Origin of the sequence: Sphingomonas morindae (assembly GCF_023822065.1) — a bacterium.
GTDB lineage: Bacteria > Pseudomonadota > Alphaproteobacteria > Sphingomonadales > Sphingomonadaceae > Solisphingomonas > Solisphingomonas morindae.
Genome location: NZ_CP084930.1, coordinates 1,527,532 through 1,539,873, shown reverse-complemented (window position 1 = coordinate 1,539,873; position 12,342 = coordinate 1,527,532). Strand labels below are relative to the sequence as shown.

Sequence of the window (12,342 nt, the reverse complement as noted above, 5' to 3'; positions counted from 1 at the left end):
CGTAAGCGGGCATCTATAGAGGCTCGGCGAGCGCCCGCAAGCGGCCCGCGCGCTACCGGACTCTCCCGCAATTGAGCGGCCGGAATGTGGAGCTTATGCAACAGCCGGGCCGATTCTTGCGGGCGTGCGGCAAGATTGTGGCCGAGGCGTTGTGGCCATGCTAGGCGCCGCGCCTAAATATAAGGGGGCGAGAGAGACAGCGATGGGCACGAATCGGTCGGGGATGATGAGGCAGGGGGGGCTGGCGCTTGCGCTGATGCTCGCGCCCGCGCTCGTCCTGGCCGGCCCGCGCGAGGCGCATCGCCGCAGCCGCGCGGTGCCCCATGTCAGCCACTTCACGCCGTCGCATGCGGGTTCGGCGGGCTCGATCGGCTCATTCACGCCCGCCGCCGCCGATCCGCGGCTGGCGATGAGCTTCGGGCGCGCCGGGCTGATGGGCGGCAGCGGCTTCCGCTTCACCCCCTCCAGCACGCCCGGCAGCAGCCGCCGCGTCACCGTGGCCGTGCGCGCGCGCGCCAACACGCCCGAGCAGGCCGAGCGGCAGGCCATGGCCGGCCAGGGCGCGGGCGTGGCGCCGTCGGCCTATAATCTGGGCGTCGCGCTCGGCTGGAAGCGCTTCGCCGTGACCAGCGACTATGCGAAGGTCGATCTCGGCGCCGTGCCGGGCAGCCGCGAGAGCGCGGACATCGCGCTCAGCTATGCCGGCCGCCGCTGGAGCACGCGCCTCGCGCTCGCCGCCGAACGCGCGCTGGGCGACGTGCCGCACCTGGTGGACAATGACAGGAACGTCTCGGTCGATCTGGGCGGCTCCTACTCGATCAACAACCGCCTCGATGTGACGGGCGGGGTGCGCTACCGCGTCGATCGCGATCGCTTCCAGGTCGTCGATGATAGCCGGCGCGACAGCCAGGCCATCTATATCGGCACCGCCTTCCGCTTCTGATCGCGCGGGCGATTTTGGCAGAGGCCCGGCCCGCCGCGTTCCACCGTGCGCCCTATCAGCCGCCGCCGGCGCTGCTTCTGACGGCGGGCGGCGCGCTGCTGCTGCTGGGCCTGCTCAGCTGGCGGCTCGGCTGGGACGTGCCGCTGCATTCCTTCTTCCGCCTCGGCCCGGCCGATCGCTGGGTCCGGCAGATCATCTCGCTGTCGGCGCTGGGCGGGCTGCTGGTGATCGGGCCGATCGCGACCCTGGTGGCGCTCGGCCTCGCCTGGCGCGGGCGGGGCCGCGACGCCGCCTGGCTGGCGATCACGCTGATCGTCGGCCGGCTCGGCGTGGAGGCGATCAAGCTGCTGGTGCTGCGGCCCCGCCCGCCCGCGCTCGACCGGCTGGAGCTGGTCGGATCCTGGAGCTTTCCGAGCGCGCATAGCGCCGGCACGATGATGGCGGCGCTGGCGCTGGCGGCGCTGACCGAACGACGCGGCGCCTGGCTGGCGGGGCTGGCGTTCAGCCTGGCGATCGGCTGGACCCGCCTCGCGCTGGCGGTGCACTGGCCGGGCGACGTGCTGGCCGGCTGGGGGCTGGGGCTGATCTGGATCGCCGGCGCGCTGGCGGCGCGGCGCCCCGCGCGCCGCTGACCCGCCCGCGCCGCGCGCCTCAGTGGCGGAAGTGGCGCATGCCGGTGAAGAGCATGGCGAGGCCGGCCTCGTCGGCGGCGGCGATCACCTCCTCGTCGCGGATCGAGCCGCCCGGCTGGATCACCGCCGTGGCCCCGGCCTCGACGGCGGCGAGCAGGCCATCGGCGAAGGGGAAGAAGGCATCCGAGGCGACCGCCGAGCCGATCGTGCGCGGCGCCGGCCAGCCCGCCTTCTCGGCCGCGTCGCGCGCCTTCCATGCGGCGATGCGCGCCGATTCCAGCCGGTTCATCTGGCCCGCGCCGATGCCGGCGGTGGCGCCATCCTTGGCATAGACGATCGCGTTCGACTTGACGTGCTTGGCCACGGTCCAGGCGAACAGCGCATCGGCATGCTCCTGCGCGGTCGGCGCGCGGCGGGTGACGACGCGCAGCGCATCGGGCGCGAGCCGGCCATCGTCGCGGCCCTGCACCAGCACGCCGCCGGCGATCGACTTGAAGACGAGGCCGGGCCGCACCGGATCGGGCAGCGCACCGGTGAGCAGCAGGCGCAGATTCTTCTTGCGGGCGAACACCGCCTGCGCCGCCGCATCGGCATCGGGGGCGACCACCACTTCGGTGAAGATGCCCGTCATCGCCTCGGCCGTCTCGGCGTCGAGCGGACGGTTGCAGGCGATGATGCCGCCAAAGGCCGAGACGCTGTCGCACGCCAGCGCGGCGCGATAGGCCTCGACCAGCGTGTCGGCCGAGGCGACGCCGCACGGATTGGCATGTTTGACGATGACCACGGTGGGCGGCCCGTCGCGAAATTCGCTGACCAGTTCCAGCGCCGCGTCAGCATCGTTGTAATTGTTGTAGCTCAGCTCCTTGCCCTGGAGCTGGCGGGCCTGGGCGATGCCCGCATCAGTGCCGGAGGCGCGGTACAGCGCCGCCGCCTGGTGCGGATTCTCGCCATAGCGCAGCGTCTCCGCGCGGGCGAAGGCGAGCGGCAGCAGCGCGGGGAAGCGCGTCGCGCCCAAAGCCTCCGGCCCGGCGGGATGGGTGAAGGCATCGGTCTGCGCGAACCAGCCGGCGATCGCCGAATCATAGGCAGCGGTATGGGCATAGGCCTTGCCGGCGAGGCGGATGCGCGTCGCCTCGCGGGTGGCGCCGCCGGTCTCGCCCAGCTCCGCGATCAGCGCGGGATAATCGGCGGGATCGGTGACGATGGTGACGTAGCGATGGTTCTTCGCGGCGGAGCGGACCATCGACGGGCCGCCGATATCGATATTCTCGATCACCTCGTCGCGCGCGGCGCCCTTGGCCACGGTGCTGGCGAAGGGATAGAGATTGACCACCACCAGATCGATCGCGCCGATGCCGTGCGCCTCCATCGCGGCGGCATGGGCGGGATCGTCGCGCACCGCCAGCAGCCCGCCATGCACCATCGGGTGCAGCGTCTTGACGCGGCCGTCCATCATCTCGGGAAAGCCGGTGAGATCCGACACGTCCTTCACCGCGAGCCCGGCCTCGCGCAGCGCGCGCGCGGTGCCGCCGGTCGAGACCAGCTCGACATCGCGGGCGGCGAGCGCGCGGGCCAGGTCCACCAGCCCGCTCTTGTCCGATACCGACAGCAGCGCGCGCGCGATCTTCACGTCCGACATGATCTATCCTTCACGGCACGGGCGCGCTCAGCCGGCGCGCTTGATGATCCAGGAAATGCTGGTGCCGCCCGCCGGCGCCTGGCCGGAGACGACGAGCTGGCTGGCATGGGCGGGACGGCCGCGGCCATCGATCCAGATGCTCTCCTCGAGCGCCAGCGTGCCGCCGCGGCAGCGGAACTGCCACAGGCCGCCGCCCTCCAGCCGGAGCAGCGCGCCCTGGCCATCGGCGGTGGCGGTGGCCTCCACGCCGGGCGCGAGGTGGAAGCGCGCGGCGAAGCCGACGGTCGCCGCGCCGCGCCCGCCGCCCGCCGGCAGCAGCACATCCTCGCCGGCCAGCTCGCGCCCGTCGGCGGCGAGCGCGAGGCGGCGGCGATGGATCAGCCCGTAGCGGCGCACATAGCCATCATGGCTCGCCTCGATGCGGGAGGCGCTTTCCTGCTCCTGGCGATCCAGCTCGACCTCGGTGACGCCGCGGCCGAGCGAGCCATCGGGATGGATGGCGGTGGAGTTGGAATCGGCGAGCGTGAGGGTGGAATGGGCGGCGGTGGTGCGCAGCGCCTCGCCGATCTCGCGCGGCAGCGCCGACCAGGGCCGATCGCCGCCGCAATTGACGATGATGCGCTGGCTGCCGTCCGCGAACTCGAAGGCGAGGGTGGAGGCGCAGCCGCCCCGCGCGAGCCGGCTGGCGGGCGGCGGCGCGCAATCCGCGACCAGCACGGTGGCGCCGCCGGCGAGCCGCTGGAAGCCCCATTCGCGCGACTGGCGCTGCGGCCGCGTGCGCACGCCCGAGCCGGCAATGGCGCGGGCGACGCGATCCGCCTCGAGCGGGCCACCGCCCTGCCAGCTGGACAGCCGGCCATCGCCGAGCGTCACGCCGAGCAGCGCCGGCACCGCCCGGGCGAGCGTGGCGGGGAGCGCGGCCGGCGGCTCGCGCCGGCGCTCCTCATAGACGGCGAGCAGCTGGGCGAGCAGCTCGACCAGCGCGAGCAGATCCACGGGGGCGCGGCTGACGATGCCGCCATCGCCCGTGGCGCCGGTGGCGAGCGCCTTGGCCATCGCCGCCTCGCCCCGCGCGAGGCGCGGCTCGCCCCCGGGGATGAGCAGGCCCGCCGCGATCAGCCCCGCCGCCGCCGCGATCCGGGGCAGGCCGACCGGCGCCTTTTCGGCGGTCTGGTCGAGATGGCGGGCGCCGCGCGCCAGCGTGTTGAGCACCGCCGAGCGATAGACGAGATCGGACGAGGAGAGGATCAGCGGCGCGTGCGCGGTCCAGGCGAGGATGCGGCGGCCCCAGAGATCGGCGCGCCAGGCGGGCTCGGCGATGACAGCGCCATGCGCATCCAGCCAGCGCCGCATCAGCGCCTCGGCGACGGGAGCGCCGGTTTCGCGCGGCGCGGCGGCGGCGAGATCGCGCAGCCAGGCGAAGCTCTGCACGTGATCGACAAAGCCCTGGCCGTGGCGGGCATCGGCATAATCCAGCGTATCGGCATCGGCGCGGGCGCGGCCGAGCGTCACCTCGCCATCGAGCAGATCCAGCCCCGCCTCGGCATCGCCGGCGATCGGATCGCGCGGCACGCCGAGCAGCTTGAGCGGATAGCGGCCGCGCAGCCGCATGCTGTGGAAGGGCGTCTTCCAGGCGAGCCGCTCCAGCTGCGCCATCAGCCGCTCCGCCAGCGAGGCGCCACGCTCGTCCGCGACCCGGATCAGGCTGCGGCCGGGCGCCACCGGCGTTTCCGCCGGCTCCTCGGGCGCGGCGCGACGGGCGCCGCTCATGCCCCGCGCAGGCCCCGGATATTCTCCGCATAGCGGCTGGCGCCGCCGCGGAAGCTGGCGGTGCCGGCGACCAGCGCATCGGCGCCCGCCGCGAGGCACAGCGGCGCGGTCTCGTGATCGATGCCGCCATCCACCTCGAGATCAATGGCGCGGCCCGAGCGATCGATCATCGCGCGGATCCGCTCGATCTTGGCGAGCTGCGCATGGAGGAAGCTCTGCCCGCCAAAGCCGGGATTGACCGTCATCACCAGCACGAGATCGACGATGTCGAGCAGATAATCGAGCCGGTCCTCCGGGGTCGCGGGGCACAGCACCACGCCGGCGCGCTTGCCGAGCGCCTTGATCGTCTGGACGGTGCGGTGGACATGCGGCCCCGCCTCGGGATGCACGGTGAGGCAATCCGCGCCGGCTTCGGCAAAGGCCTCGAGATAGGGATCGATCGGCGCGATCATGAGATGCACGTCGAACGGCTTGGCGGTGTGCGGGCGGAGCGCCTTCACCACCGCCGGGCCGAGCGAGATGTTGGGCACGAAATGCCCGTCCATCACGTCGATATGGATCCAGTCCGCTCCGGCGGCGTCGATGGCGCGCACCTCCTCGCCCAGCCGCGCAAAGTCGGCCGAGAGGATCGAGGGTGCGATGCGAACGGGCTTTGGCATCATCGTGGCGCCTAGACCTTTCGTATGGGGGGCTTCAAGTCTTAGCGAAGCGGGCGACGAAGAAGCCGTCGCAGCCGCCCTGCTCGGCGAGCGCGCCGGGCGGCACGCGCAGCCAACCCCGGCCATCCGGCGCGAGGCCGGCGGGCAGTTCGGCGGCGGTGACGGGAAGCGTGGCGAGGCCCAGCGCGGCGGCGCCGGCGGCGATCGCCTCGCCTTCCTCGGGCTCGAGCGAACAGACCGCATAGACCAGCCGGCCGCCCGGCTTCACCCAGGCGGCGGCGCGCGCGAGCATCGCCGCCTGGGTTTCCGCCAGCGCCTTGATCGCGGCGGGGCGCACGCGGTGGAGCACATCGGGATGGCGGCGATAGATGCCGCTCGCCGAACAGGGCGCGTCGAGCAGCAGCGCATCCACCGGCGCGGGCGGCGCCCAGCGCAGCACATCGGCCGCGACCAGCCGGGCCGACAGGCCGGTGCGCGCGCAATTGGCCTCCAGCCGGGCGAGGCGCTCGGCGGCGAGTTCGACCGCCGTCACCGTCCAGCCGGCGGCGGCGAGCTGGAGGGTCTTGCCGCCGGGCGCGGCGCAGAGATCGAGCGCCTCGCCGGGCCCGGCGCCGAGCAGCCGCGCCGGCAGCGAGGCGGCGAGATCCTGCACCCACCAGGCGCCGGCCTCGTAGCCGGGCAGGGTGGCGACATCGCCCGACTCCGCGAGGCGGACATGGCCGGGGAGCAGCGCCGTGCCGGCGGGCGCCTCGGCATCGGGCGCGGCGAGGGTGAGATCGAGCGGCGGCCGGCCGGCCAGCCCCTGCCGCGCCGCTTCCACCGCCGCCGCGCCCCAGGCGCGCGTCCAGCGTTCGGCGACGGCGGCGGGGAAATGCGGCGGCTCGGCGAGGCGCACGCCGCCGCGCATCACGGCGCCGAACACGCCATGCACCAGCCGGCGCGGGCCGCCGTCCACCAGCGGCAGCACGGTGGCGATGGCGGCATGGGGCGGCGTGCGCAGCACCAGCGCCTGCACCAGCGCGATGCGCAGCGCGAACCGGGCCTTGGCGTCCGCCGGCAGCGGGCGCGGGGTGGCGCCGTCGATCGCGGCGTCGAGATCGGGCAGCCGGCGCAGCACCTCGGAGGCGATCGCCCGGGCGAGGCCGCGATCCTCCTCGCGCGCCAGCGCGGCAGTGGCGGCGGACAGCGCCGCCTCCAGCGGCAGGCCGCGCCGCAGCACCGCATCGAGCAGGCGCAGCGCCGCCTGGCGCGCGGCGAGGCCGGGGACTTGCGCGCCGGCGGCCGGACGCCGATCTTGGCCGGGCCTAGCCATGAGGAGTGTCACCATGCCGTCCAGCGGATCGCCCCGGCCGCCGCATGTCCGACCGCCGGCCTATCTCTCGAAGAGCCCGCCGGTGCCCGAGCCCGCGCCCATCCCGGTCGATCAGCCCGAGGCGGGCGGCCCCAAGGGCCCCGAGCCGACGCGCTATGGCGATTGGGAGCTGAAGGGCATCGCGATCGACTTCTGAGCCGGCGCGAGCGGAGCGGTGCGCCATGATCAGCCCTCCGCCCGGCGCGGCCGGGCGAGCAGCCGCTCCACCACCGCCTCCACCGCCGCCTCGTCCGCGAGCAGCGCGCAGACCGCCTGGACGATCGGCATCTCCACCCCCGCCGCCGCCGCCGCCGCGGCGAGCACCGGCGCGGTGAAGGCGCCTTCCGCCACGGTGCGGCGATTGGCGAGCAGCGCGGCGGCGGATTGGCCCCGGCCGAGGCCCAGGCCCAGGCTATAGTTGCGCGAGGCGGTGGAGGTGCAGGTGAGCACCAGATCGCCCAGCCCCGACAGGCCCGCCAGCGTCTCCATGCGCGCGCCGCGCGCCGCGCCGAAGCGGCGCATCTCGGCGAAGCCGCGCGCGATCAGCGCCGCCGCCGCATTGCGGCCCAGCCCCGCGCCTTCCACCACGCCGCAGGCAATGGCGAGCACATTCTTGACCGCGCCGCCGATCTCGGCGCCGATCACATCGTCGCTCACATAGGCGCGGAAGGTGGGCACCGCGATGCGCGCGGCGAGCGCCTCGCACATGTCCGAATCGGCGCAGGCGAGGGTGACGGCGGCGGGGAGGCCGGCGGCCACCTCGTGCGCGAAGGTCGGCCCGGACAGGACCGCGATCGGCGCCCCCGGCCGGAGCGACGCCGCCACTTCGGACATCAGCAGCCGGCTGTTCGCCTCGATCCCCTTGGAGCAGAGGATCAGCGGGCGCCCGCCGCTCGGGATGGCGCCGAGCACCGCGCGCATCGCCTGCGCCGGAGTGACGAGCAGCAGCGCGTCGCAGGCATCGAGCGCCGCGAGATCGGCGCTGGGCTCGATCGCGTCGGCCAGCGCGATGCCCGGAAGATAGGCCTCGTTGACGCGGCGCGCGCGCAGATCGGCGGCGAGCGCGGGCGAGCGCGCCCAAAGCGTCACCGGGCCGCGCGCCGCCGCGACCTGCGCGAGCGCGGTGCCCCAGGCGCCGGCGCCGACCACTCCGAGCCTCATGCCTTGACTCCCGCGCCGCGCACCCGCTCCGCCTCGGGATCGAGCGGCCAGCGCGCCCGCGCCGGCGTGTCCAGCGGATCGACCAACCCGGCGGCGAGCCGTTCGGCCCCGGCCCAGGCGATCATCGCGCCATTGTCGGTGCACAGCCATTGCGGCGGCGCGACGAAGGGGAGATCGTGCGCGGCGGCGAGCGCCTGGAGCGCGCCCCGCACCGCGCCATTGGCGGCGACCCCGCCCGCCACCACCAGCGCGGTGGCGCCGGCGCTGGCGGCGAGCGCCCGGGCGGTGCGATCGATCAGGCACTCGACCACCGCCTGCTGGAAGGAGGCGGCGATGTCCTCGGCCCGGTAGCGCCCCGAATCGCGGGCGCGGAGCACCGCGCTCTTCAGGCCGGCGAAGGAGAAATGCGGCTCGGCCGAGCCCTTGAGCGGGCGCGGCAGCGGCACCGCGCGGGCATCGCCGCGCGCGGCGGCGCGCTCCACCGCCGGCCCGCCGGGAAAGCCGAGGCCGAGCAGCTTGGCCGTCTTGTCAAAGGCCTCGCCGGCGGCATCGTCGATGGTGGTGGCGAGCCGGCGATAGCGGCCGACCCCTTCCACGAAGAGCAGCTGGCAATGCCCCCCCGACACCAGCAGCAGCAGATAGGGAAAGGCGAGGTCGGGCGCCGCGAGCCGCGGCGAGAGCGCATGGCCTTCGAGATGGTTGACCGCGATCAGCGGCTTGCCCGTGGCGAGCGCGAGGCCCTTGGCCATCAGCAGGCCGACCATGACCCCGCCGATCAGCCCCGGCCCGGCGGTGGCGGCGATCGCATCCACCGCGTCGAGCCCGACCCCGGCCTCGGCCAAGGCGCGCTCGACCAGCGGGCCGAGCGCCTCGACATGGGCGCGCGCGGCGATCTCGGGCACGACGCCGCCAAAGGGCGCATGCGCCGCCTCCTGGCCGGCGAGCGCATGGGCGCGGATGCGGCGGCTGTCGTCGACAAGCGCGGCGGCGGTTTCGTCGCAGGAGGACTCAAGGCCGAGAATGAGAGGCATGGGCCAGCTTCCCTGCACCGCCCGGGGCGGCTAGGGCAACCATTGATGACGATATTGTCCCGTCCGATCCGTCTCGGCACGCGCGGTTCGCCGCTCGCGCTCGTCCAGGCCCGCATGGTCGCGGAGCGGCTGCGCGCCGCCCATGGCCTTGGCGAGGAGGGCATCGAGATCGTGCCGCTGCGCACCACCGGCGATCGCGTGCAGGATCGGCCGCTCGCCGAGATCGGCGGCAAGGCGCTGTGGACCAAGGAGCTGGACCAGGCGCTGCACGAGGGCCGCATCGATTGCGCGGTGCATTCGATGAAGGATGTCGAGACGATCCGCCCCGCCACGCTGCGCATCGCGGCGATGCTGCCGCGCGCCGATGTGCGCGATCGGCTGGTGGGCGCGCCCACGCTCGACGCGCTGGCGGCGGGCGCGCGGATCGGCACCTCCTCGCCGCGCCGCGCCGCGCAGCTGCGCCATCGCCGGCCCGATCTGCGCGTGATGCCGTTTCGCGGCAATGTCGACACGCGGCTCGCCAAGCTCGCGGCGGGCGAGGCCGAGGCGACGCTGCTCGCCGCCGCCGGGCTGATCCGGCTCGGGCGCGACAGCGTTGGCGTGCCGCTCGCGATCGAGGCGATGCTGCCGGCGCCGGCGCAGGGCGCGGTGGGCGTCGAGTGCCGCGCCGATGATGCGGCGCTGGCGGCGCGGCTCGCCGCGATCGACGATGACGACACCCATGTCTGCGTCGCCGCCGAGCGGGCGCTGCTGGCCGCGCTCGGCGCCGATTGCCGCGCGCCGGTGGCGGCGCTGGCGCAGGTGACGGGCGCGCGCGAGCTGACCCTGGTGGCGCAGCTGCTCAGCGAGGATGGCGCACTGACCTGCCAGGGCGTGCGCGCGCTGCCGCGCGACACGCCGGGCGCGGCGGCCGCGCTCGCGCACGCGCTGCTCGCCGACGCGCCGCCCGCGCTGGCGCGCCTGTTCACGCCGCCGCGATGAGCCGCGCGGTGCTCGTGCTGCGGCCGGCGCCGGGGGCGGAGGAGACGGCGCGCGCCGCCGAGGCGCTGGGCCTCGCGCCGGTGGTGGCGCCGCTCTTCACCGTGCGGCCGATCGCCTGGACCCCGCCTCCCGCGCCGCCCGAAGCCATTCTGATGACCAGCGCCAATGCCGCGCGCGAGGGCGGGGCGGCGCTCGCCGCCTATCGCGCGCTGCCGGTCTATGCGGTCGGCGCCGCCACCGCCGAGGCGGCGCGCGCGGCGGGCTTCAGCCGGATCATCGCGGGCGAGGCCGGAATCGAAGCGATCGTCGCGCGCGCCGAGGCCGAGGGCGTGACGCGGCTGCTCCACCTGGCGGGCCGCGAGCATCGCCCGGCGCGCGCCGAGGTGCGGATCGTCTATGCCGCCGATGCGGTGGAAACACTGCCCGAGGCGGCGCGGCAGGCGCTGCCGCAGGCGGTGGCGCTGCTCCACTCGCCGCGCGCCGCCGCGCGCTTCGCGGCGCTGGTGGAGTCGCGGGGGGATGTCGCGGTGGCGGCGATCAGCGCGCGCGCGCTGGCGGCGGCCGGCCCGGGCTGGCGCGCCACCGCGATCGCCGCGCGGCCCACCGACCGCGCGCTGCTGGCGGCGGCGGCCAAGCTGTGCGATCAGGGCAAGGACGAATAGGGGGCGCCGATGGACAGCGAATTCTCAGGCGCACCGCCCCGCCGGCTCTGGCCCTGGCTGCTGCTGGTGCTGCTCGCCTTTCTCGGCGGGCTGCTGGCGGCGGGCTATGCGCTCGGCCATAATGCGCGCGCGGCCGGGCTGATCGGCCTCGTGCCCCAGGCCGAGGCGCAAGCCGCGATCGCGCGGGCGCGCCGCCTCGCCCCGGCGCCCGCGCCGTCCGCCACCGCCGCTTCGGCGCCGATCGCGCGTGGCGGCGCGGCGGCGGCGGAGAGCGCCGATACCCGCGCCGAGATCGCCCTGCTCGAGGAGAAGGTGGACGCGATCGAGACGCAGGCGCGTGCCGCCACCGGCGACGCCAGCCGCGCCGAGGGGCTGCTCGTCGCCTTCGCCGCGCGCCGCGCGCTCGATCGCGGGCTCCAGCTCGGCTATATCGAGGGTCTGCTGCGCCAGCGCTTCGGCCATGACCAGGCCGAGGCGGTGGCGACGCTGCTCTCCGCCGCGCGCCAGCCGGTGACGCTGGCCGAGCTGCAGACCGGGCTCGACGCCATCGCGCCGCAGCTGGCGAGCGGCGAGAGCGCGGATCAGAGCTGGTGGCGCAGCCTGCGCCAGGCCTTTGCCGGGCTGGTGGTGATCCGCCGCTCGGGCGAGCCCGCCAACCGCCCCGCCGATCGCGTCGCGCGCGCGCAGCGGCTGATCGAGGCGGGACAGGTGGATGGCGCGCTGGCCGAGATCATCCGCCTGCCCGATCATCGCCCCGCCGCCGCCTGGATCGGCGCGGCGCGGCGCTATCTGGCCGGGCGCGGCGCGCTCGACCGGATCGAGACGGCGGCGCTGCTCGATCCCGGCACGCCGCCCGCCGGCCTGCCCATCGCCGCCACCGCGCCATCGCCGGCCGCCGCCGCGGCGCCGGCATCGACCCCGACCGACTGACCGGCATCGCGGCTCAGCGCCGCCGCGCGCGCGCGCAACCGATCGAGCGCGCTTTCCAGCGCCGCCACCTCGGCGGCGGTAAAGCCTTCGAGCAGCGCCGCCTCCATCGCCAGCGCCTGGGGGGCGACGCATTCGTACAGCGATCGGCCGGCGGTGCTGAGCCGGAGATGCTGGGCGCGGCGATCACCCTTGTGCGTTTCCCGATCCAGAAGGCCGCGCGCCACCAGCGGCCGCACCGCGCGGCTCACCGTCATCTTGTCCATCAGCGTGCGCCCGACAATATCGAGCTGGCTCAAGGGCGCCGCCTCGGCCAGCACCGTCACCACGCGCCATTCGGGGATCGACAGGCCGAACAGCCGATCATAGGCCTCGGCCACCAGCCCGCTCACCTGGTTGGAGGCGATCGACAGCCGATAGGGCAGGAAATGCTGGAGGCGGAGCGCGCGGGCCATGGCCCCTGCATGGCCGAGCGCGCGTCGCGGCACAATATGGCAGGCCCCGCCCGAGCCTGAGTCGGCGCCGCCGGGCAAGGATCCGCGCGAACCGCCTGCATAGCGGGTGGCGCGCAGGGCGGCGACTTGGG

General features: G+C 75.0%; 12 protein-coding genes. 5 read left to right on the top strand and 7 right to left on the bottom strand.

Going from position 1 to position 12,342, the window contains the following annotated elements; genetic code table 11:
• Positions 1 to 223 precede the first annotated feature (223 nt).
• Both LHA26_RS07510 and LHA26_RS07505 read left to right on the top strand, forming a co-directional pair.
• Positions 224 to 943 carry a hypothetical protein gene (locus LHA26_RS07510; RefSeq protein ID WP_252168091.1) on the top strand — a complete coding sequence of 240 codons (720 nt, stop codon included), beginning with the start codon at positions 224 to 226 and terminating at the stop codon, positions 941 to 943.
• A gap of 14 nt (positions 944 to 957) precedes the next feature.
• The gene (locus LHA26_RS07505; RefSeq protein ID WP_252168090.1) at positions 958 to 1,575 is read left to right on the top strand and encodes a phosphatase PAP2 family protein; all 618 of its coding nucleotides are present in this window, start codon (positions 958 to 960) and stop codon (positions 1,573 to 1,575) included.
• Between the two features lie 19 nt (positions 1,576 to 1,594).
• Here LHA26_RS07505 and purH read toward each other — a convergent pair whose 3' ends face one another.
• The 4 genes from purH to LHA26_RS07485 are packed head-to-tail and all read right to left on the bottom strand — an operon-like array spanning position 1,595 to position 6,955.
• Positions 1,595 to 3,214, bottom strand: a complete 1,620-nt coding sequence (gene purH / locus LHA26_RS07500) for a bifunctional phosphoribosylaminoimidazolecarboxamide formyltransferase/IMP cyclohydrolase (protein WP_252168089.1) — start codon at positions 3,212 to 3,214, stop codon at positions 1,595 to 1,597.
• 27 nt (positions 3,215 to 3,241) lie between these two features.
• Positions 3,242 to 4,984, bottom strand: a complete 1,743-nt coding sequence (locus tag LHA26_RS07495) for a heparinase II/III family protein (RefSeq protein ID WP_252168088.1) — start codon at positions 4,982 to 4,984, stop codon at positions 3,242 to 3,244.
• Positions 4,981 to 5,643 (bottom strand): ribulose-phosphate 3-epimerase, encoded by a 663-nt coding sequence (gene rpe, locus LHA26_RS07490; RefSeq protein ID WP_252168318.1) that lies wholly within the window; start codon positions 5,641 to 5,643, stop codon positions 4,981 to 4,983. The genes LHA26_RS07495 and rpe overlap by 4 nt, the downstream gene beginning before the upstream one ends.
• Positions 5,644 to 5,677: 34 nt before the next feature.
• Positions 5,678 to 6,955: an RsmB/NOP family class I SAM-dependent RNA methyltransferase gene (locus tag LHA26_RS07485; protein ID WP_252168087.1), complete on the bottom strand. Its 1,278-nt coding sequence runs from the start codon at positions 6,953 to 6,955 to the stop codon at positions 5,678 to 5,680.
• Positions 6,956 to 6,968: 13 nt separating this feature from the next.
• Here LHA26_RS07485 and LHA26_RS07480 point away from each other — a divergent pair, with 13 nt between their 5' ends.
• Complete coding sequence (locus tag LHA26_RS07480) at positions 6,969 to 7,151, top strand: DUF1674 domain-containing protein (protein WP_252168086.1); 183 nt, start codon at positions 6,969 to 6,971, stop codon at positions 7,149 to 7,151.
• Positions 7,152 to 7,180: 29 nt separating this feature from the next.
• Here the strand turns inward: LHA26_RS07480 and LHA26_RS07475 are convergent, their stop codons facing one another.
• Positions 7,181 to 8,155 carry an NAD(P)H-dependent glycerol-3-phosphate dehydrogenase gene (locus tag LHA26_RS07475; protein ID WP_252168085.1) on the bottom strand — a complete coding sequence of 325 codons (975 nt, stop codon included), beginning with the start codon at positions 8,153 to 8,155 and terminating at the stop codon, positions 7,181 to 7,183.
• A complete protein-coding gene (tsaD, locus tag LHA26_RS07470) occupies positions 8,152 to 9,186 on the bottom strand; it encodes a tRNA (adenosine(37)-N6)-threonylcarbamoyltransferase complex transferase subunit TsaD (protein WP_252168084.1) in 1,035 nt (344 codons plus the stop codon). Before tsaD ends, LHA26_RS07475 begins: the two co-directional genes overlap by 4 nt.
• A 45-nt stretch (positions 9,187 to 9,231) precedes the next feature.
• Here tsaD and hemC point away from each other — a divergent pair, with 45 nt between their 5' ends.
• Together hemC and LHA26_RS07460 are read left to right on the top strand one after the other, a co-directional pair.
• A complete protein-coding gene (gene hemC, locus LHA26_RS07465; RefSeq protein WP_252168083.1) occupies positions 9,232 to 10,167 on the top strand; it encodes a hydroxymethylbilane synthase in 936 nt (311 codons plus the stop codon).
• Positions 10,164 to 10,829 (top strand): uroporphyrinogen-III synthase, encoded by a 666-nt coding sequence (locus LHA26_RS07460; RefSeq protein ID WP_252168082.1) that lies wholly within the window; start codon positions 10,164 to 10,166, stop codon positions 10,827 to 10,829. Before hemC ends, LHA26_RS07460 begins: the two co-directional genes overlap by 4 nt.
• Before the next feature lie 785 nt (positions 10,830 to 11,614).
• Here the strand turns inward: LHA26_RS07460 and LHA26_RS20255 are convergent.
• Entirely contained in the window at positions 11,615 to 12,211 is a 597-nt protein-coding gene (locus tag LHA26_RS20255; RefSeq protein WP_437441239.1) for a MarR family winged helix-turn-helix transcriptional regulator, read from the bottom strand.
• Positions 12,212 to 12,342: the final 131 nt, after the last annotated feature.